The organism is Singulisphaera rosea, assembly GCF_054877945.1.
Map to the genome: position 1 here is coordinate 1 of NZ_JBTYIP020000017.1, position 20,938 is coordinate 20,938.

At 65.6% G+C, this 20,938-nt stretch carries 11 protein-coding genes; 3 read left to right on the forward strand and 8 right to left on the reverse strand.

Features of this window, described 5'->3' with window-relative positions:
* Positions 1–528: 528 nt before the first annotated feature.
* From ACYOEI_RS24860 to ACYOEI_RS24885, 6 genes are all read right to left on the reverse strand, one after another.
* On the reverse strand, positions 529–2,232 hold the full coding sequence (locus ACYOEI_RS24860; RefSeq protein WP_462852328.1) for a polymorphic toxin-type HINT domain-containing protein: 1,704 nt from the start codon (positions 2,230–2,232) through the stop codon (positions 529–531).
* Positions 2,145–2,759 (reverse strand): hypothetical protein, encoded by a 615-nt coding sequence (locus ACYOEI_RS24865; RefSeq protein WP_462852329.1) that lies wholly within the window; start codon positions 2,757–2,759, stop codon positions 2,145–2,147. Before ACYOEI_RS24865 ends, ACYOEI_RS24860 begins: the two co-directional genes overlap by 88 nt.
* A 253-nt stretch (positions 2,760–3,012) precedes the next feature.
* Positions 3,013–3,789 (reverse strand): class I SAM-dependent methyltransferase, encoded by a 777-nt coding sequence (locus ACYOEI_RS24870; RefSeq protein WP_462852330.1) that lies wholly within the window; start codon positions 3,787–3,789, stop codon positions 3,013–3,015.
* A gap of 90 nt (positions 3,790–3,879) precedes the next feature.
* Positions 3,880–4,713: a helix-turn-helix domain-containing protein gene (locus ACYOEI_RS24875; RefSeq protein WP_462852331.1), complete on the reverse strand. Its 834-nt coding sequence runs from the start codon at positions 4,711–4,713 to the stop codon at positions 3,880–3,882.
* Between the two features lie 260 nt (positions 4,714–4,973).
* Positions 4,974–7,580, reverse strand: a complete 2,607-nt coding sequence (locus ACYOEI_RS24880; protein ID WP_462852332.1) for a polynucleotide kinase-phosphatase — start codon at positions 7,578–7,580, stop codon at positions 4,974–4,976.
* Positions 7,581–7,840: 260 nt separating this feature from the next.
* Positions 7,841–9,262, reverse strand: a complete 1,422-nt coding sequence (locus tag ACYOEI_RS24885; RefSeq protein ID WP_462852489.1) for a 3' terminal RNA ribose 2'-O-methyltransferase Hen1 — start codon at positions 9,260–9,262, stop codon at positions 7,841–7,843.
* 372 nt (positions 9,263–9,634) lie between these two features.
* On the opposite strand from ACYOEI_RS24885, the gene ACYOEI_RS24890 reads away from it, so the two are divergent.
* Positions 9,635–11,146: a radical SAM protein gene (locus ACYOEI_RS24890; protein WP_462852333.1), complete on the forward strand. Its 1,512-nt coding sequence runs from the start codon at positions 9,635–9,637 to the stop codon at positions 11,144–11,146.
* Between the two features lie 189 nt (positions 11,147–11,335).
* Here the strand turns inward: ACYOEI_RS24890 and ACYOEI_RS24895 are convergent, their stop codons facing one another.
* Positions 11,336–12,442: a WD40 repeat domain-containing protein gene (locus ACYOEI_RS24895; RefSeq protein ID WP_462852334.1), complete on the reverse strand. Its 1,107-nt coding sequence runs from the start codon at positions 12,440–12,442 to the stop codon at positions 11,336–11,338.
* A 272-nt stretch (positions 12,443–12,714) separates the two neighbouring features.
* Between ACYOEI_RS24895 and ACYOEI_RS24900 the strand changes: the two genes are divergently transcribed.
* The gene (locus tag ACYOEI_RS24900; protein WP_462852335.1) at positions 12,715–13,308 is read left to right on the forward strand and encodes an ECF-type sigma factor; all 594 of its coding nucleotides are present in this window, start codon (positions 12,715–12,717) and stop codon (positions 13,306–13,308) included.
* The gene (locus ACYOEI_RS24905) at positions 13,305–15,830 is read left to right on the forward strand and encodes a WD40 repeat domain-containing serine/threonine protein kinase (protein WP_462852336.1); all 2,526 of its coding nucleotides are present in this window, start codon (positions 13,305–13,307) and stop codon (positions 15,828–15,830) included. Before ACYOEI_RS24900 ends, ACYOEI_RS24905 begins: the two co-directional genes overlap by 4 nt.
* 135 nt (positions 15,831–15,965) lie before the next feature.
* Here the strand turns inward: ACYOEI_RS24905 and ACYOEI_RS24910 are convergent, their stop codons facing one another.
* Positions 15,966–20,711: a chemotaxis protein CheB gene (locus ACYOEI_RS24910; protein WP_462852337.1), complete on the reverse strand. Its 4,746-nt coding sequence runs from the start codon at positions 20,709–20,711 to the stop codon at positions 15,966–15,968.
* Between the last annotated feature and the right edge of the window lie 227 nt (positions 20,712–20,938).

Below are 20,938 nucleotides of genomic sequence, written 5' to 3' on the forward strand. Positions count from 1 at the left end.
ACGACGGAACTGAGTCCGCTGCAGCGCAGGCTCCTGAGCCTGTTGCGAATGACGGCGGCTTATAACCGCTGACGTGGCGACCGCCGGAAATTCGGAGAAATTGAATGCCGGATGTGCGGAACGTAGGCTGATGCAAGCTGCCTGCGCCGAATTGTCAAAACGCCCCGCGACCGCTCAGCGGGAAAGGCAACGAGCCGAGGACGAATAAACATGGGTGGACAAATCTGGCGGCAAACGCGGCTTCTCCTGCGGGTATTCTTCTCGACCTTGATCGATGGCATAAGGATGAATTGGCGGCGAGGTCGATTTCTGCGTTATCAGGCAAACGCCCGAGCATGGATCATACGAGGGGACCAAAATCAGCGTTACGCTGAACTCGCCCGGTCGAGGGGTGATCTCGCTGATGCATCAAGATGGGACGAGCATGCCCTGAACGCATACAAATGTCGACATCTGTATAAACATCAAGCCGTGTATGGCCGAGATCACATGCCGCCGTTTCGAATGGCCCGACCAAGGCCGCTCGTTTCAAAGTCTTCCGGCAATTCTCGTCGGTAATCCATTGACCGCAGCCGTGGTGGATTCTCTGTCGAAGGGAGACGCGACATCGTTGGCGACGGTGTTGTCGTGGACCAGGGCACCCTGGCGACCGACGAGGAAGTCGCGGTCGCCCTCGACCTCGAGGTTGAAGACCGGCATCACGGTTCCTTCGCGGACGGCGACGACGCGCGAGGGTTGATCCAGGGTGCGGATGGCGTCGCCGGGCTTGAGGTCGCGGGCGGCGACCCACCCCTTGCCGGCCTGCCAGAAGCGGTGCCAGGGGGTCGTCACGATCGTCTCGTCCCCCAACTCGACCTTCAAGGTAAGGCTCGGCGGGTTGTGGAAGACGGTCAGGATCGGGCGGTACGACAGGGCCCCCGTGGCCACGTCCCGGGTCAGCACGCGGTCCCCCACCTTGAGAGACTCGATCGGGCGTCGGCCGGTGATCGTGTGGACTTCCGTGCCGGCGCCGAAGCAACTGATCGCCTGGAATCCCACGAGGTTTTGAGTCACCTCGATCGTGACGGGCGACGGCGTGTATTCCAGGGGGACCTCCTCGACGATCGTCGGTCGTTCCTTCTGGCTCGAGAGGAACGCATAGCCCTTGGCGTCGGCGATCCACTTCGACCAGGCCTTCCGGTCCGCTCCGAACGCCTGACCCGTCCCCCCCTCCAGGGCCGCGAGCACGGGGGCGTTGCGTTTGGCGATATCGGCGTTGGTGCGATCTATCGAGTCGACATCGGCCTGCAATTGTTTTTGGGCGACGACGGCCGAAGTCTCGGCCTCGGCAGCCATCCGGCCGACCGGGACCTGGAGGGCATCGTCGTACGTAATCGCGAAATAGCGAATCGGGTCGAGGGGGGAACCGAGCAGCCCCCGTTGGGACAGGGCAATCTCATAGTTCAGCTCCGCCTCGAGGGGAGTGCGGCCCCCAGGCATCACCGGAAAGGCCGGGTACGTTGACGGATGATCAACCAGGAACTGGCCGAGGTGCCGGCCTTCCTCTCCCAGAGGGCTTTGGGCGAGTTGATTTCGAAGATCGATCAGATTTTGATGATTGCTGATCGCTGGGGAGCTTGTAAAGATCCCGACTTGGGTGTCGATCATCAACGTGCGGGTGTCGAGCACATGGTTGAGGACCGGCAATCCGGAGGCGTCGAGGGTGAAATAATCGTCGGGGCTGGGGGTAAAGTCCGGGGCGTCGAGCGGGGAATACCGACGCTGGACGTCGACGCGGTCACCCTGGACGGTGAGTTCGCCCGGCGAGCCGGGACCGGGCACGGGGCGGGACTGATACTTGATCGGGTCGCGCAGGAGGGCGATGAGGAGTTCGGCGAACTCGCGAGGGTCTCGCCGTTTGAGCGTCTCGATGGCCGTCCTGCGAACGTCGGCCGAAGGTCGGGTGACCGCCATGATCGCCAGGAGTCGAGAAGCCGACGCCGAGTCGACCTGGCCGAGGAGTTGCACGGCGACGAGTTGCCGTCGCGTCGTCCCGCCGGCGAAGAGTTGATAGATCATCGGCACGGCGCGGGGGTCGGTGACATCGGCGAGGGCCTCGACCGCGCCTGGATGAGGCCTGGGCCGTTCGAGGCGGGCGCGGTAGGTCACCAGCAAGGGGCGCCATTTTTGATCCGCCCGCTTCTGGGCCTCGGCCTCAACTTCGAGGCGGCGAGGTTCGCCTCGGTCACCCACCGGCCTTTCTCTCGACGATACCCGAGTCGTTTCCAGGCCGCCTCGCGACGCGGGTCCAGCCGGACCACGGCCGTCAGGTGGGCGCATGCTTCGGACTCTAATCCCCGTTCCTCGCACCAGAGGGCGAGCTTCCAATGCCCGTCGGCGGTCACGGGCGTCCTGGCGCGACGGGCGTGATATTCGGCCAGGAGCCCGACCAACTCGGTGTCCTTGCTAAGCGTCTTGCCCACGTCCTCGGGCCGCTCCCAACGTCCGCCGAAGGCGACCATCCCCATCAGGGCCCGCGCCTTCGCGTTCTTCGGGTCGCGGATGATGGCGAGCGCCAGGTGCTTGATCCGCTCGGTTGAGAGCCCGTGCCGCTCGCACCAGAGGGCCAGGTCGACCTGCGCGTCGGCGTCCCGCCCCGCCGTCGACCTGACCGACTCGTACTCCTTGAGGACAGCCTCTTTCGAAGAGGAAGGATCGACCTCCTCCGCAACAGGGCCGGCCGACGTCAGGGCTGCTGCGAGGATCAGGCAGGCAAGCATCGACCTTCCTCCCACGTCCGGGGACGGCACTGGCACGAGTCCACCGAATTCATTCCGCAGAGCTTGCCCAATCATTGACCCAAGACGGACCGGCATCAAGTCGTTCCGCCAAGAACGTGAGCCCTGCTCACACGGAGAGGTATTCACCACAAAGGCACAAATAAAATACCGAAAGAATTTTTCATTCTTCCCTTCTTGTCCCCTTTGTATCTTTGTGCCTTTGTGGTGAATACCTCCCCCTTGGTCAGAGCCGTCAGCGAGGCTTTCGGCCGACGAGGATCACCGTGGGAAACGCGAACCGGAGCCCGTCCTCGGCACGATAGGCCCCGACGCCGAGGCGGTCTCGGCCGATGTCGTCGGCGAAGGTCTGGCGGATCGTGTCGAGGTCACCCGGATCCGAGAACGAGGCGGAGAGCAAAGGCTCGAGGCCGACATCGAGCCCGTAGCGCTCGCTCCGGACATCCCGAAGACCCGCGGCCTGGAACAGAGACTCGAGCTCGTCGAGGCCGAGGGCCCTCACATGGGAGGGGTCGCGGAGTGTCTCGACGCGGTCATAGGCCTCGGCCTGCTCGGGGCTCGTCGAGTAGACGTCCACGAGCGCGACCCGACCCCCCGGCCGGCACACGCGGACCATCTCGGCGAAGACGGGCGTCGTGTCGAGGATGTGGTGGTACGAGTAGCGGGTGAAGACGAGGGAGAAGCTCGCGTCGGGATACGGGAGCGTCGCGACGTCGCCGACATCCCAGGAGAGGTTGGCGAGGCCCTTTGAGCGCCTCAGGTCCTCGGCCTGCTCGATCATCGCGGGGGTGATGTCGATGCCCGTAACGTGTCGGGCCACCCCGGCCAGGGCACAGGCCATCAGGCCTGGCCCGCACGCGACGTCGAGTACGATATCGGACGGGCCGACCTCGGTCGTCTTGAGCACGAGGTCGACCGAGTCCTCGGTGGAGTGGGCCGGGAAATCGCGGAAGGGGGCCGCCTGGCGGGTGAACTGGTCCAGGATCAGGCGTCGATGGTCTTCGGGATTCATGGTCGTCCTCAATGGCTTGCTCGAGTCGAGTCGGGCGGCCTCGGGACGCCGGCCTCAACGCCGCGTCCCTCGCCGGTCCTCGAGCCAAGTCTAGGGACCGGCCCCCGAGGGGTCTTGAACGTTCCTGCCCTTCGCCCGATACGAGCCGGGCGTCACCCCAACGAGCCGCTTGAAGTGGCGGGTCAGGTGGGCCTGGTCGGCGAAACCGAGCCGGGCCGCGACCTCGACGATCGGCCGCCCTTGCTTGAGCCAGGCGCGAGCCCGATGGATCCTGGCCTGGACCAGGTACGCATGGGGAGGCAGCCCGAAGGCCCGCCGGAAAGCCCGAGAGAGGTGCGACGGGCTCAGGTCCGCCAGGGCCGCGAGATCGGAAAGGCCGAGCGTGCCGACCGGGCACTCGTCGAGGAACTCCCGGACTCGCGTCAACACAGCCTCACCCGGGCTCGAGATGGCCGCCGCCCCCAGTTCGGCGAATGGCTCGCCCCCGAGGCCGTCCAGCAGGCCGAGGATATGTTCCTCCTGCTCGAGCTCCGGAGCCCCCTCCACGACCGCCCGATGCAATCTCAGAAAGGCCGACGACGCCCCTGGAGACCTCGGAAGCATCCGCCCCCATCGCGGAATCCTCGTCTCGACGTCGATCGACCGGACGGCCGCCTCGGAGAGATACAGCGTGTCGAACCGCCACTCCGAAGCCACGGACGGGATCACTTCGTGGACCTCGCCGGGCCCGATCACGACGATCTGCCCGACCTCGCACGGCGACCTCACGCCAACGCTCACGAAAGAGCCGAGACCCGACCGCGTGAGGCTGATCTGGTAGTCGTCATGCGAGTGCCGAGGCTGCACGTGGCCGGCCCAGGTTGACTCCCACGCCTCGAGCCCAACCTGGGGCGAAGTCCAGAGACGGTTGCGGCTCGCGGTCATCCGAGGGGAGCCTCATCGGGTCGACTGATTTTTAGCCACGGATTGAACACGGATGAAACACGGATGGGGAAAATATCGATCAACGGACGACGCAGATGATCGCGGATTGAAAATTATAATTAATTTAACAATTTTCAATCTATTCAATTTTGATTTATCCGTGTCAATCTGCGCCATCTGTTGATTGTCAATCTTCGTATTTCATCCGTATTCCATCCGTGGCTAAAGACCGATTCACTCACCCAGCCAACGAAGACACGTCACAGCCTCGGGTCGACGGGTTCGCTCTCGAGGGCGAGGACGCCGAAGACGCATTCGTGGGCCCTGCGGAGGGGCTCGCGTCGGACGAAGCGTTCGAGGGACTCGATGCCGAGGGCGAATTCGGCGAGGGCCAGTGAACGCTTGCGGCCAAGCCCTCGGGAACGGAGGCGGCCGAGGTTTTCGACGGCCGTGTAGTCGGGCCCGTAGATGAGCCGGAGGTATTCGGGCCCTCGGCACTTCAACGCGGGTTGTGCGAGGCCTCGGCTACCTCGGTGGACGAAGCCCAGGGGTTTCACGACCATCCCCTCGCCGCCCCGGTCGACCAGATCCTGCCACCAGGCGATTCCTTCGGCCTGGCTTTCGGGGTCGGTGACGTCGACGATACGAGAGGGAGTCGCCCGCAGCAACTCCGGGTCGGCCGCGCAGAGACCGGCCAGCGTTTCCATGTGCCAGGTGTGGTCCTTGTCGGCGTGGACGTGCCCCTCGGTCGCCAGCAGGTGGAAGGGGGCGAGCTTCAGGTCGGCCAGAGAGTTCACGGGCCAGCAGTACCTTCGATAGGCCGCGACGAACCGCTCGATGCCCTCTTCCTTCCGGCCGAACCGCTCCCGGACCTCGGCCAGGATTCGCGCCTCGGGTCCTTCGAGCCTCTCGGAGTCGAGGGCCAGGGCGGCCCCGGCGGAGGCAAGAGACGCCATCCCCGAGGCGCCGACGGCCGCATATTGCGACTTGAGGAGCTCCTGGGCCTTGGCCGACCAGGGCATCAGCTCGCAGTCGAGGCAGGCCCAGTCGGTCTCGAGGCGTTCCCAGAGACCGGCGTGGCCGAAGGCCTCTCGAAGCCGGTCGAGGAAGGAACGCTCCAGGACGGGGTCATTGAAGAACCGGCGGCCGGTCCGGGTGACGACGGCGCCGAGCTCGGAGTCGTCGACGCCGAACCGCCGACGCGCGACGGCTTCGTCGCGACAGACGATCACGACAGCCCTCGAGCCCATGTGCTTCTCTTCGCAGACGACCTTCGGGGCACCCTGGCCCCGGTAGTAGGCAAACGCCTCGGCCGGGTGTTCGAGCAGTCCGGGCTCGTCGCTGGTCTCGCTGGGGGACATCGTGGGGGGGAGGTAGATGAGCCACCTCGGGTCGGCGGCGAACCGGCTCATCACCTCGAGCGCCGCGGCCGCGTTCTCTTCGCGGATGGTGACGCTCCCTCGCAGCCGGGTCGCGATGAACCGCTTGCCGAGGACGTCCTCCGCGTCGAGCACACGGTCGTAGGCCTGCTGGGCCGAAAGATCCGGCGCCTGAGCGGGCTCGGGCAGGAACGGGCGGGCCGGCTCGCAGTACGTCCGCGCGGCCGGGACCGAGACGAACGTCCGCTCCGGGTAGCGCAGGGCGGTGAGCGACCCGCCGAAGACGCAACCGGTGTCGACGTTCACCGTCCGGTTGAGCCAATCGGGCGTCGGCACCGGCGTGTGTCCGTAAACGACCATGGCCGAGCCTCGATATTCCCTCGCCCAGTCGTGTCGGATCGGCAGCCCGAACTCGTCGGTCTCGCCGGTCGTCTCGCCGTAGAGGGCGAAGTCGCGCACCTTGCCCGACCCCCTGCCCTGCATCTCCTCCTTCAACCCGGCATGGGCCACGACGAGCTTGCCGTCGTCGAGGACGTAGTGGCTCACCAGGCCATCGAGGAACTCGGCCAAGGCCTTGCTGAATTCGTCCCGCAACTCGCTCGGAAGAGCGTCGATCTCCCGGAGGGAGTCGGCCAACCCGTGCGTGACCTGGACCTTCTTCCCCCGGAGGGCCTTGAGCAGCTTCATGTCGTGGTTGCCGGGGACGCAAAGGGCCGAGCCGGCGCCGACCATGTTGTAAACCAGGCGCACGGTGTCGAGGACCCGAGGCCCCCGATCCACCAGGTCGCCGAGGAAGATTGCCTTCCGCCCTACCGGGTGCGTGTAGACCGGGCCGGCCCCCAGGGCTGGCCCGCCCGGCGCGAAGGCGACGGGCTCGTACCCGAGTTGCCCGAGCAAGCCCTCGAGCTCGTCGCAGCAACCGTGAATGTCGCCGATGATGTCGAACGGGCCGTGCTCGGTCCGCCGGTCGTTCCAGAGCGGCATCCGCTCGACGGTCGCCGCCTCGACCTCCTCCGGCGACTCGAGCTTATAGACGTACCGAAAGCCTTCCTTCCAGAGCCCTCGGATCGACCGACGCAACTGGGACTTCTGGTTCCGGACGACGTGCGGGCCGAAGTTCCGGTCAGGACGTGCCTCGTTACGATCCGAGCAGACCCGCTCGGGCATGTCGAGCACCACGGCGACCGGAAGGCAATGGTACTGTCGCGCGAGCTCCACAAACGGCCTGCGGGCCTCCGGCTGGACGTTCGTCGCGTCGATGACGGTCAGGCGGCCGAGAGCCAACCGTTTCGAGGCGATGAAACGCAAGACCTCGAACGCCTCCTTGGTGACGTTCTGGTCGTTCTCGTCGTCACCGACCATCCCTCGGCAGACGTCGGACGAGAGGATCTCGGTCGACTTGAAATGCCTCCGAGCGAACGTACTCTTGCCCGAGCCGCTCGGGCCGACCAGGACGACGAGGCTGAGCTTCGGGATCTTGATGAGCATGGGTCTTCAATCCAACGCAGGAGCGGTCCCGACGCGATAGTCTGCCACGGGGAGACGAAAGATTCTTAGCCACGGATGAAACACGGATGGAACACCGATGGAACACGGATAAATCAGTGGACCAAAGGCAAAATAAAAATAAATTTATGAACATTACAAATTTAAATTTTAATACACAACATTAACATGCTTTTAATTTTATTGACTATCCGTGTTTCATTCGTGGCCAAGAATTCTCCGCCTCCCAACCGTGGCTGCTTTCAGACCGATGATGGGGTCGTTGATTCTGTTCGCGTGAAAACGCCCATCTGCGTCGGTGCCCCGAGCCGACGGTCCTCCGGCCCGATCGGGAGGATCCGGGCCGAATAGCCATGCTGGGCCGCGACGCGGTCGGCCCAACCTTGGAACTCCTCGCGGGTCCACTCGAAGCGATGGTCGGGGTGCCTCAGTCGGTCGGGCCCGACGGCCTCCCAGGTCACGTTATACTCGCGGTTCGGCGTCGTGAGGACCACCGTACGAGGGCGGGCGAACTCGAAGAGGACTCGTTCGAACGCGGAGAGTCGGGAGGGGTCGAGGTGCTCGACGACCTCGACCACGGCGGCCGCGTCGAAGCCTTCGAGTCTTCGGTCGCGATAGGTCAGCGACCCGTGGAGGAGGCGGACGCGTTCGGACTGGCTCGGCGGCAGACGGTCGAGCTTGAGCCGATCCTGGGCCACCTCGAGCGATCGGAGGGAAACCTCCAGGCCGACGATCTCCTCGAAGGTCTTATCCTTGATCAATTCGCGGATCAGCTTGCCTTCGCCGCAGCCGAGATCCAGGACCCGCCTCGCGCCGATGCCCCTGAGCACGGCCATGACCGCGCCGATCCTCTGCTCATGGAGGCTCAGGGTTCGCTCCAGGCTCTCCTCGGCTCCGCCCGAAGGCCGCTCCTCCCCTTCCGGTTCAATAGGCTCCTCGTCCTCCTGGAGGCGATCGAGAGCCTGGCGGTAGAGGCCCGGTCGGTATTTCAGGTAGCGGCGGGCGATCTCCTCACGCGCCGGGTGCGCCGCCAACCAACCTTGGCCTTTCGAAAGGAGTTTTTCCAGCTCGTCTTCGCCGACGAAGTAGTGCTTCCGGTTGTCGAACACCGGGACGAGGACGTAGAGGTGCGTCAAGAGCTCGGAAACGGTCGTGGCCTTCCTCAAGGTCAACGAGACATACGGGCTCTCGCCCCACTCGGGAAACCGGTCGTCGAGCGGGAGGTGCCGGGCCTCGACTTCATAGCCCAAGGGTTCGAAGAGGTCGCGAAGGAGCCGTTCGCCCCCCCGGACGGGAAGCACGTCGAGGCGAGCGGTAAGGGGCATGGCTGTGGTCGCCAGCTCAGGCCGATCTTTGCAACGACCCGCCAGGGCCGAACCATACACCTGGGAGATCGCCACGCTCAGGAATGACGAGGCCGCGTACGGCCGGTCGTTGACGTACTGGGAAAGCAGCCCGCGCTCCTCTCCCTTGCCCCGGACGAGGCCGACGGGATCGACCTCGAGCAGCAGGCAGGCCGTGCATCGCTCCTCGGACGCGTCCGGGTAGAAGACATGCGCCCGGCCGAAACTCAGGTCGACGCTCTGGAACCGGGCCGGATGCTTGTGCAGCAAGAATCCGAGGTCCGTCGCGGGCCGGTGATCCGTCGAAAGGGTGAGCAGCACGGCAACAGCCCCAGTCAAACCTCGTGACATCCTCCCGGACCGCTCCGAGCGGCGGCAGACCACCTTAGGTTCTGTCCGCGTCTCCGACACCGCAACCGGCAAATCGGTTCGCCCTTCTCATGTCGTGGACGGGGAGGATTCACCACAAAGGCCCAAAGGACACAAAGTGAATTCAAAATCAAAACGTTTTCTTTTTAATTTTTCCTTTGTGTCTTTGTGCCTTCGTGGTGATTCTTCTCTCGGTTTTCCACATCCCGCGTGATATTCGGCGAGCTTGTTAATACCGCCCGACCGCTCCGGTTCTCTAGACATGGCCGGTCGTGTCGGGAGGTCCGACGCGAACGGCGCTTCGTCTTCGCAGGAGTGGTCTCGATGAAGGTTTTGCTCGTCAACCCACCCTATCAGACGATCACCTCGAATTTCGGGGTGGGACATCAGATCCCTCTCGGGCTCCTGATGGTCGGCGGCCCGCTCATCGACGCGGGGCATGGGGTGTCGTTGCTCGACGCAGAGCGCCGGCGATTGAGCATCGAGGTCATCGTCGGAGAGGTCCGACGCCAGCGTCCTGACGTGGTCATGACCGGACATGCAGGGTCGACGCCGGCTCACCCGGTCTCCGTCCGCATGTTGCGGGCAATTAAACGGAGCTGTCCCGAGGTCGTCACCGTGTATGGCGGCGTTTATCCCACGTATCACGCCGAGCAGATCCTCGCGGGCGAACCGGCGATCGACCTGATCGTGCGTGGCGAAGGCGAGGCGACGACCCTTGAGCTCGTTCGGACGCTGGCATCCCTCGAAGGCGAGGCGAACGGGCCCGGTTTTCGAGGGGTCGCGGGGCTTGCGTATCGGGAAGGCGACGAGGTCATCCTCACGGCGAGCCGAGCCCCGATCGCGGACCTCGACGCCTGGCGTGTCGGTTGGGAGTTGATCGAACGTTGGGAGGACTATCGCTGCTTCGGCCTCGGGCGTGCGGCGATCGTCCAGTTCTCCCGAGGCTGCCCCCACCGCTGTACGTACTGCGGCCAGCACGGCTTCTGGGTCAAGTGGCGGCATCGCGACCCTATCAGGCTCGTCGACGAGGTCGAGTGGCTTTACCGTACCCACGGGGTCCGCTTCATCACGCTCGCCGACGAGAACCCCACGACTTTGAAAGTCCAGTGGCGGGCCTTCCTCGAAGAGCTCGCGGCCAGGAAGCTTCCCGTCCAGCTCTTCGCCACGATCCGCGCGACGGACATCGTCCGGGATCGCGATGCCCTACCCCTCTATCGCGAGGCCGGGATCCTTTACGTGCTGATGGGGATCGAGTCGACCGACGAGGAGATCCTCCGCGAGGTCCGGAAAGGGTCGAGCGTGCGCGAAGACTACCTGGCCTGCCGCCTGCTCAAGGAGAACAACATCTTTTCGATCATCGGCCACATCGTCGGCCTCGGGAGCGAGACCCGGGCGAGCTTCCGCACGGCCCGTCGCCAGCTCGCGCTTTATGACGGGGATTATCTGAATGCCATGTATGTGACCCCGCACGCCTGGACGGCCTTCGGGGCGGACGTTCGCGATCGGAGGGTCGTGCAGCTCGAGCAGGAGAAGTGGGACTATCGCCACCAGGTCCTGGCGCAGGAGACGATGTCGCCCCGGCAGCTCTTCTTCGCGGTCAAATGGCTCGAGCTCGCGTTCCACCTGAGACCCGGCAAGATCTGGGGGATCCTCCGACGGGGGGATCGCTTCCAGAAACTCCAATGGCTCTGGGTCTCGTGGAACATCACCCTGGTGTGGCTGGCCGAGATCCTCGAGTTCGTCACCAGGACCCCGTTCGCCCGAACGCCGATCACCCTCGGCGAGTTGGAATCCGCCAAGGATGGAAGACGGAAATCAATCAGCCACGGATGAAACACGGATAAGGCAAGGAAAGAGAACGATCAACAGATGAGGCAGATGGACGCAGAGCGGAAATCCAATAAATAATTTACATTATTTAAATTTTCAACTCGTGTTGATCTTTGCCACTTGTTGACAAATTCCCCGATTTCTTGATCCGTCCGCGGCTCAAGAGACCCGTTCTCCATTCGGGGCGCCCGTTCAGCGGATGGCAGGCGTGAGGGACGCGAGGGTCGAGTGGCCGGCGAGTTCCCAGATCCTGAGCTTGGCATCATCGCCACCGGAGACAATCGTCGTCCCGTCGGGTGAAACCGCCATCGCCTTCACCCGGCATGTCTGACCGCTCAGGGAACATCGCGGGAGCACGCGGTCTCGGGCGATGTCCCAGAGGTCGACGGACCCGTCCAGGCCGCAAGAGGCGAGGGTCGCACCATCGGGGAAGTAGTGAACGACGGTCACCACCCCTTTGGGACACGACCAGCGCCGGACGTTTCCCGACGAGAGGGCCCGGACCACGATCCCTTCCGACCCTCCGACCGCGAGCGAACGGCCGTCGGGGGCGAAGGCCACCGACCACAGGCGACCGACCTTCGCCGGAAACTCCTCCCGGGGTCGACCGCTCTTCACATCCCACAAGATGACCCGGCCGTCGTGCCCGGCCGAGACGAGTGTCTTCCCGTCGGTCGACAAGGTCAGGGCGTCGACGGTCTCGGTGTGCCCTCTCAGGACCATCAACTCTCGGCCCGAGGAGCGTTCCCAGAGTCGAACGGTCGAGTCGTCGCCGCCCGCGACGATCGTGCCACCATCGGGGGTAAACGCCACCGACCGGACCGCGCCGGCGCCGGCCGTCAGGGTGGCCAACTCATCCCCGTTGGAGGCATCCCAGACCGAGACCCGCCCATCCAACCCGCCGGCCGCGACGGCCTTCCCGTCGGGCGAGAAGGCGACGCAGGAAAATCCCCAAGCCCCTTTGAGCTGAAAACTTCGGGGGTGGCGCGTGGTGACGTCCCAGACCCTCACGGTCCCGTCGCGGCTGGCCGAGGCGGCCGTCCGGCCATCGGCGGAGAACGCCAGGCCCTCGATTCGGGACGTATGAAGGGGAGCCTGGTCGCGTCCGGATTCGTCGCCCGATGCGTTCATACTCGAGAGGGAGATGCCCGCCGCCAGCAGCACGAGCAGGAAGCCGACGACGCAGAGCTCGGGCGGGATAATCCTCCACAACGCAAACCGACGGACGGCTGTGACGTTTGACGACTCGTCAGCCGGATCATCCTGGGTCGATTCCCATCCGGAAGCTTCGTGGCGCATCGAGGGACACTCCGATTCCTTGAGCGAACGCACGATTCAGGCAGGACTTATGCGCCTTGGCGGGTCGAATTCATGGGGGGAGAGGGCATCGCCTTCCTGTAAGGACACTCGCCAACGAGCGAAGAAACCCAGCGCGCCTTCGGAAAAAAATTCTCGAGGCGAAACGCAGGGAAGATGGGATGGAGTGGCAAGGCCGCTTGGCCGCACGGGGTCGAAGAGTCTAGAATCAAACTCGTCGACTTGTTTTGAATCGATTCGGAGTGCCGCCTGAGATGTCGTCTTCGTCGCGTTCGATCACCCTGTGCATCGACATGCTCAAGCGTGGGGAACGTGCGGCGGCCGAGAAGCTTTGGGACGCCTACATGCGTCGCCTGATCGGCCTCGCCCGAGCCCGGATCGGCGGTACGACCCGGCGCGCGGCCGACGAAGAGGACGTGGCGCTGAGCGCGTTCGATAGCTTCTACCGGCGGGCCGAGCTCGGCCAGTTCGCCCGGCTCTCGGACCGGGACGACCTCTGGCAGATCCTGGTCCTCATCACCGAGCGCAAGGCGATCGACCTGATGCGCCGGGAGGGGCGGAAGTCACGGGGCGAGGGGAACGTGGTGTGTCTCTCCGAGCTCGAAGGCGAGTCGGTGGGGGACGTCTTGGACCCGGGACCGACTCCGGAATTCGCCGCGCAGGTCGCCGACGAGTTCCGGAAACTCCTCGAAAGGCTTGGAGATGACTCCCTTCGGAAGGTTGCGCTGATTAAGATGGAGGGCCATACGAACAAAGAGATCTCCGAGAGGATGGGTTGCATCGAGCAGACGGTCGAGCGCAAGCTCCGCGCCATCCGTCAGATCTGGTCCGCGGAGGGAGCGCCGTGAGCGAACCGACCGCATCTGCACGGGCCTCCACGACCCCTTCCGCGATCCGGCGCCAGGAGCGGGCCTGCGACCGGTTCGAGACCGCCTGGGGAGATGGCCACGCCCCGGCCCTCGAGGACTATCTCGGCGACCCCACCTCATCGCGCCACTCGGTCCTCCTCCGCGAGCTGCTGATCGTCGAGCTGGTCTACCGCCGAAAAGCCGGTGAGTGCCCGACATCCGACGAATACCTCTCGCGCTTCCCGGGCCGCGCCGAGGCGATCTCGGCGGCCTTCGACGCCTCGGACGAATCCCGCGACCCCGAACTCGCCACCGAAGACCGACTCCCCAGGACGCTGCCCGCCATCCCCGGGTATATGGTGCTTGAGGAGCTCGGCCGGGGGGGCATGGGCGTGGTCTTCAAGGCCAGGCCCGAGCGGCTCAACCGCCTGGTCGCGCTCAAGATGATCCTGGCCGGCGACCTGGCCGGTCCTGAAGCCTCCGCGCGATTCCTCGCGGAAGCCGAGGCCGTCGCCCGACTCCAGCATCCGCAGGTCGTCCAGATCTTCCGGATCGCCGACCACAAAGGCCGTCCCTATCTCGAGATGGAATTCGTCGACGGCGGAAGCCTGGCGGACCGGCTCGACGGGACCCCCTGGACCCCGTTCGAAGCCGCCCACTTGATCGCCTCGCTGGCCCTCGCCGTCCATCACGCCCACTCCCGAGGCATCATCCACCGCGACCTGAAGCCGGCCAACGTCCTCCTCACCGCGGACGGCCTGCCCAAGCTGACCGACTTCGGGCTCGCGAAGTGCCTCGAGGTCGACGAAGGACTGACCCGGACCGATTCGATCATCGGATCCCCAAGTTATATGGCCCCCGAGCAGGCCGGTGGCGGGCTCCATCGCGTCGGGCCCACGACCGACGTCTATGCCCTGGGGGCCATCCTGTATGAACTGCTGACCGGCCGTCCCCCGTTCCGCGCGGCGAGCGTCCTCGAGACGCTCGACCAGGTCCGGCTCGCCGAACCCGCCCCCCCTTCGCGACTCCAGCCGAGTTTGCCGATCGACCTCGAAACGATCGTGATGCGGTGCCTCCACAAGGAGCCCACCCGGAGATACCCCGGCGCGGAAGTCCTCGCCGAGGACCTGCGACGATTCCGGGCCGGCGAGCCGATCCTCGCTCGCCCGATCGGGGTCGTCGAGCGCGGGATCAAATGGGCCCGGAGACGCCCCCTCACCGCGGGACTGGCGATGGCCAGCGCCGTGTCGACCGTGCTGCTGATCCTCGTCCTGGCGATCACCAACGTGCTCATCAGCCGGCAGCAGCAGCAGACGTTGGCCGCCCTCGACCGCGAGCGACTCGTCAAGGAAGAGCTCGCCCGAACGAACCAGCGACTCGCCGAACAGCAGCGAAGGACCGAGTCGGCGCTTCAGAAGCAGACCGTCGCTTTGGGTGCCCGCAACGAGGACCTCCAGCGCGAACGCCAGGCCTCCTACTTCCAGCGGATCGCCCTGGCCGCCGCGGAGAAGCGTGCGGGTCGCGTCAGTCGCTCCGAACAGCTCCTCGAAGACTGCCCTCCCGACCTGCGAGACTGGGAGTGGTGGCTGCTCAAGGCCTCTCGGCCCGCGGGGCCGGTTCCGTTCCTCGGGCACACCGGCGAGGTCTGGGATGCCACCATCAGTCCGGACGGAAGGAGCCTCGCCACGGCGAGTTTCGACGAGACCGTGCGGGTCTGGGACATCGCCACCGGACGATCCCGGAAGACACTCTTCGGGCACTCCGCCCGCGTCTACAGCGCGGCGTTCGACCTGAGCGGGACGCGATTGGTCACCGCCAGCGCCGACCGGACCGCGATCGTCTGGGATGTGGCGAGCGGCGAACGGCTCCTCACCCTCCGCGGGCACAACGACAATGTCCGCTGCGCGGCGTTCAGCCCCGACGGGCGCTGGATCGCGACGGGGAGCTGGGACGGGACCCTCCGGCTCTGGGATGCCGCGACCGGGAAGTCCTCTCGAGTCTTCCCGACCGGGGCCGGCTGGATCACCCGACTGGCCTTCAGCCCCGATGGCCAGTGGATCGTCGTGGGCGGGACGTCGGGCCGGGCCGAGGTCTGGGACTTCGCCGCCGGTCGGAGGCTCCAGTCGTTCGAGGGGCACATCGGCCCCATCCTCAGCGTCTCGTTCAGCCCGGACGGCTGGCAAGTCGCCTCGACCAGCAACTCGAACGGCGTCGGCCTGGTCAAGGTCTGGGAGATCCCCAGCGGTCGCGAGGCCCTGTCGATCAAGCACAGCTCCGGCGTCCTCGAACGGGTCGCCTTCAGCCCGGACGGCCGTCGCCTCGCCACCTCCGGCTGGGACGGCAACGTCAAGCTCTGGGACGCCCGCACCGGCCGCGAGGTCCTGACCCTCCGAGGGCACAGCGACCGCGTCTGGGGCGTTTCCTTCAGCCCTCGCGGCGACTCCCTCGTCTCCGCCAGCGCCGACGGCGTGGTCCTGCTCTGGGACGCGAGCCACTCGGAACGCAACGAGTCGGCCGAGTAGCTCGAGAGATCACAGTCGACCTAACCCGCCGTTCGTTCGTGTCGTGCGACGGGGTGGTCGTCAATTTCGAGGAAGAGGATCGCCAAACCGTTCTCGCGCATCCGTCAGGTTTTCAAGGCCGAGAGGACGCACCGCTCAGTCTCCATGGATCGCCGCTTCGGATGGCCGATCCAATGGGATCCTGGCCCGGATCGACGTTCCTTCGCCTTCGCCCGATTCGATCAAGAGCGTCCCGCCGACCAAACCCAGACGCTCGCGCATCCCGAGCAGCCCGATGCTCCGATGTCCGGAGCCGTCGGCGTGCGCGGGGTCAAAACCTCGGCCGTCGTCCTCGACCATCACGATCAACTCGCCGCCCTCTCGGGCCGCCAGGATGGTGACTCGTCGCGCCCCGGCGTGTTTGGCGACGTTGTTCAATGCCTCTTGCACGACGCGATAGACGGTCGACTCGATTTCCGGTGGCAAGCGCACGCCGTCCAGGCCCATCGGCTGGAACTCGGCGATGACCTTCGTCCGCTCCGACCACCGCGACGCATAGGCGGAAAGCGCGGCCACGAGCCCGATATCGTCCAGCGCGGTGGGCCGCAACTCGACGGCCAGGTCGTGTGCCTCGCGGCTTATCCCGTTGACGATCCTCTCGACCTCCAGCAATCTCTCCCGTCCGGGGTGGTTCTCCGAGATGGCGTTCTCCAGCGCCCTGAGGCCGAGGATCAGGGCGGTCAGTTCCTGGCCCAGTCCGTCGTGCAGCTCGCGGGAAAGACGCCGTCGCTCGGCCTCCTGGGCCGTGACCAGTCGACGGAGCAACTCGGTCCTGGCGGCCATCGCCTCCTGCATCGCGTCATTGGCCCAAGCCAGCTCGGAGGTCCGTTCGGCGACCCTTCGCTCCAGTCCGTCGCGTGCTCCCCTCAGGTCGTCTTCCATTCGCTTGCGCTCGGTGAGGTCTCTGGTGACCTTCACGAACCCGCGCAAGCCGCCTTCCCCGAGTGGGGAAAGCACGCCAGAGGCGTAGAACCGCGTGCCGTCCTTGCGGATGTGCCACCGCTCGTCGCCGACCCGCCCTTCGCGTAAGGCCGTCTGAACTTCGGCCTCGGGCGCACCGGCCTCGCGATCCTCTGGGGTGAAGAGGATATCGGCGGAGCTTCCCACGACCTCCGTCTCATCGTAGCCGAAGATGGCCACCGCCCCGGGACTCCAGCTCGTAACCGTGCGGTCTGTGGCGAGGGTGATGATGGCATAGTCGATGGCGCTGGCGAGGATCAGCCGCAGACGCTCTTCGCCAGCCCGTACGGCCGCCTCCGCCTCTTTCAGGTCGGTGATGTCGACGCAGGCACCGGCAAGGACCGACGTCGCCTCACCGGCCGCGCCGAAACCATCCCCCTGGTTTCGCAGCCAGCGGACCGACCCGTCCGGTCGGACGACGCGGAACTCGAGGTGCAGTTCGAGGCCTTGCGTGGCGGATGCCTCGAAGGCCGCCGCGACCGCCTCCCGGTCCTCCGGGTGGACGAACGGCTTAAGGAACTCCCCGAGCGGCAGCCTCGTCTCGACCGACTCCAGGCCGAGCATACCGTTGAGGTTAGCGTCGCGGATATGAACATCGGTCGCCACGTCCCAGTTCCAGATCCCCATCCTCGCCGCGGCGCTCGCCAGCCGCAGCCGCCACCCGCTCTCTCGCAGGGCCTGCTCGGCCCGCTTGCGTGCCTCCGCCTCCGTGTGTCGGGAGATGATGATGGAGGCGGTGTGGGTCAGGAGCGACGCGAGCTCCAGGTCATGATCGGTCGCCTCGCGTGGCCGTTGCGAGTAGATCGCGAACGTGCCGACGAACTTCCCCGCCGAGGTGTGGATCGGGAAGCTCCAGCAACCGCGGTAATCGAAGCGTTCCGCCATCCCTCGCCACGGCTCCCAGCGAGGGTCCTTCGTCACGTCGGCGGTGACGACCGGCAGGCCGGTGAGCATCGCCGGGCCTCTCGCCAGGGACTCCGGCCCGATCTTGAGCCCGTCGACCGCCTCCACATAGGCGGTAGGCATGCCCACCACGTGGTCGAGCGTCTCACCGCCGGCACTGGCAAGATAGAAGGCCGCTCGCGTCCCTTCGCCCAACGCGTCGACCGCGGTGCGGACCAGGACGCCGAGCGACGTCTGCAGCAGTGCGCCGTCGAGGGCAACCTCCGTCGCCTCTCGTTGGCCGTTGAGCCACGCTCCTCGTGCACTCAGAGCGTCCTCGGCCCGCTTCCGGGCCGTGATGTCGACGAGTGTGACGACGACGCCATCGATCCGGTTGTCCGTCGTGCGATACGGCAAAACCCGGCGGAGGTAATGGCGGCCATCGGCGCCGGCGACCTCACGCTCGGCCGGTATGAGCCGCTCCAACACTCGGCGAGCGTCTTCGTCCAGCTGTGGGTCATCGAATCTGCGGGCCAGGGCCGACAGCGGCCGCCCGACGTCGCTGGAAATCAGGTCCACGAGGCCCCGGAACGCCGGGGTGAAGCGCCGGATGCGAAACTCGGTGTCGAGGAAGAGAACGGCGATGTCGGTGCTGGCCAGCAGGCTCGCAAGGTCACTACTGGACGTCTTGTGCTCTTCCATCTTGGAGCGGAGCTGGGCGTTAACCGTCGTCAGTTCCTCGTTGAGAGACTGCATCTCCTCCTTGCCGGTCTCGAGCTCCTCATTGGCGCTCTGCATCTCCTCGTTGACGCTGCTCACCTCTTCATTCGACGCCTTCAATTCCTCGTTGCTGGTCTGCAACTCTTCGATGGTGCTCTGCAGCTCGAAACGGAGCCGACGCATCTCATCGGGCTGCCCCGCTCCGCCATCCAGGACGACCGGGGCCGCCGTGGGGAAATCGCCGCGTTCCTGGAAGCTCACGACGAAGAGGTCGGAGGGACTGGTCGAGTCGTCGGGGGCCGTGACGGCCGGCGAGGCCGTCACCGCGACCCGGATTCGTCGGCCCGGCCTGAGGTCGACCCAACCGTCGAGCTCGGTGGCCTTGTCGCCCTCGGTGATCGCCCGCCGGAGCGCGATCCGAATCGCCCCGCGCAGACCCTCGCGAGCCATGAGCAGCAGTTCGTGTGTCGGCTGGCCAGGCGGCTGGCGCAGGAACGTATGCGTGACACCGTGGTAATGTTGGATGTGGCCGTCGCGGTCCACCGTCACGGCGGGCGGGGTGTGCGAATCGAGCAGGGTTCGCTCGGTACGTCGCACCACTGATGGCAGTGTCGCGTCCCACCGACGGGTTGTCGGCGGCGATGGGTCTCCAACGGCGCGTCGGCCCTCGTCCGCGACGAGGGCGTGCGGCTGCGACGAGTCGGACATGCCGTGCCGTGCCAGCCCCACCCGGCGGAAGATCCGCGCCTTCTTGTCCACCGGTTCGAACTGATCCTCGACCCCGGAGACCGCCTCGCTGGTGCCCAGGAATAGCGCCCCGCCTTCGCGCAGGCCGAAGTGGAGCAATCCGAGCACCCGCCTTTGTACCTCCGGCTCCAGGTAGATCAGCAGATTTCGGCACGTGGCGATGTCCAGGCGGCTGAACGGCGGGTCCTGGAGTACGTTCTGCGGGGCGAACACCACCCGATCCCGCAGCGATGGCTTGATCTGATAGATCGAATCGCTCCGGTCGAAGAACCTCTCGAGTCGGCCCGGAGAGATCTCGGATTCGATCCCGCCCGGGTAAACGCCGGCCCGCGCATTCGCCAGCGTTCGGTGGGCCAGGTCGGTGGCAAAGACCTTGATGTCGAGCCGCTTGTCGACGGCCTCGGATTCTTCCACCAGCAGCATGGCCAGCGTGTAGGCCTCCTCGCCGCTCGAGCAGGCCGTCACCCAGGCGCGGACTGCCGCGCCCGGCTCGCGGGCGGCGACCAGGGGGATGATCACCAGGCGACGCAGCGTCTCCCACGCATCGGGGTCGCGGAAGAACCCCGTGACGTGGATGAGCAGGTCATCGGCAAGTGCCGTCACCTCGACGGGACTTTGCCGCAACAATTTGGTGTACTCGCCCATGGTCGTCGTGCGAGTCAGCCCCATCCGCCGCAGGACGCGACGCAGGAGCGTCGGCTTCTTGTAACCCGAGAAATCCTGGCGAGTCCGGGTGCGGAGGATCGCCAGGATCTCGCGGATATGCTGCAAGGTCCGCTGGAGCTCCTCGCCCACGTCGGCCTTGTGCCCTCCCCGGGCGTATGGCTGGGCGGCGTAATTGCGGAGGACTTCGGGGATATCGACCGGACGGAGAATGTAATCCGCACAGCCGGCGTCGATCAGGTGCTGCGGCATGCTCGGGAACTGGGCCGACTCGGGCTCCTGGGCGATGCAAAGACCCCCGACCGCCTTGACGGTCTGGGCGCCCGCGGTGCCATTGGAGCCCATACCGCTCATGATGACGCAGATCGCACGCTCGCGCTGCTCTTCGGCCAGGCTCTTGAAGAAATCGTCGACAGGCCGGTTCGCGACCTGCGGCGTGCCGAGCGGGGGTCCCAGGTGGAGCTTACCCTCGCGGATCGTCAGACGGTGTCCGGGGCGGATGACGTAAAAGCAATCCGGCTCGATGGCCATGCCATCCTCGATCTGGAGCACCGCCATGGCGGTCCGGCGATGGAGGATCTCAACCATGAAACTCTCATGGTCCGGTGGTAGATGCTGGACGAGAACGAACGCCATGCCCGAGTCAGGGCGCATGGCGTCGAGGAACTCGCTCACAGCCTCCACTCCCCCGGCAGAGGCTCCGATGCCGACGACCAGGAAAGGTAGGCGCGGTGGCTGTTCGGCATCGACCGGTTGGACCTGCCGGTCGGGTGGCTGTTCGGCATCGACCGGTTGGACCTGCCGGTCGGGTGGCGTATCCGGCTCCGAGCCCGAGGTCGGATCAACAGGGATTGAGTTCGCCTGGTCCATACCAAGACTCCTCAGGGAAACCGAGCCGGTTTGGTACCCCTTCCCCGAGGCAGACGGGTAACATGCGAGGCCGGCAATAAGTGTACTCGACGGAGATTATCTCTCCTTACAAGACGATTGCCATGCCGCCCCTCGGATTGCAATCCACGATTCGTCGCCTCAACCATCTCGCTGGACTGGACTCGACGACGGGGAGCGGATTCGAGGGATTGATCCATCCGCCTGAC

What these genes read in the sequence shown, in the direction of transcription:
- ACYOEI_RS24910 (WP_462852337.1), bottom strand. Translation starts at nt 20,711, where the DNA reads ATGGACCAGGCGAACTCAATCCCTGTTGATCCGACCTCGGGCTCGGAG.
- ACYOEI_RS24880 (WP_462852332.1), bottom strand. Translation starts at nt 7,580, where the DNA reads ATGCTCATCAAGATCCCGAAGCTCAGCCTCGTCGTCCTGGTCGGCCCG.
- ACYOEI_RS24870 (WP_462852330.1), bottom strand. Translation starts at nt 3,789, where the DNA reads ATGAATCCCGAAGACCATCGACGCCTGATCCTGGACCAGTTCACCCGC.
- ACYOEI_RS24900 (WP_462852335.1), top strand. Translation starts at nt 12,715, where the DNA reads ATGTCGTCTTCGTCGCGTTCGATCACCCTGTGCATCGACATGCTCAAG.
- ACYOEI_RS24890 (WP_462852333.1), top strand. Translation starts at nt 9,635, where the DNA reads ATGAAGGTTTTGCTCGTCAACCCACCCTATCAGACGATCACCTCGAAT.
- ACYOEI_RS24895 (WP_462852334.1), bottom strand. Translation starts at nt 12,442, where the DNA reads ATGCGCCACGAAGCTTCCGGATGGGAATCGACCCAGGATGATCCGGCT.
- ACYOEI_RS24865 (WP_462852329.1), bottom strand. Translation starts at nt 2,759, where the DNA reads ATGCTTGCCTGCCTGATCCTCGCAGCAGCCCTGACGTCGGCCGGCCCT.
- ACYOEI_RS24875 (WP_462852331.1), bottom strand. Translation starts at nt 4,713, where the DNA reads ATGACCGCGAGCCGCAACCGTCTCTGGACTTCGCCCCAGGTTGGGCTC.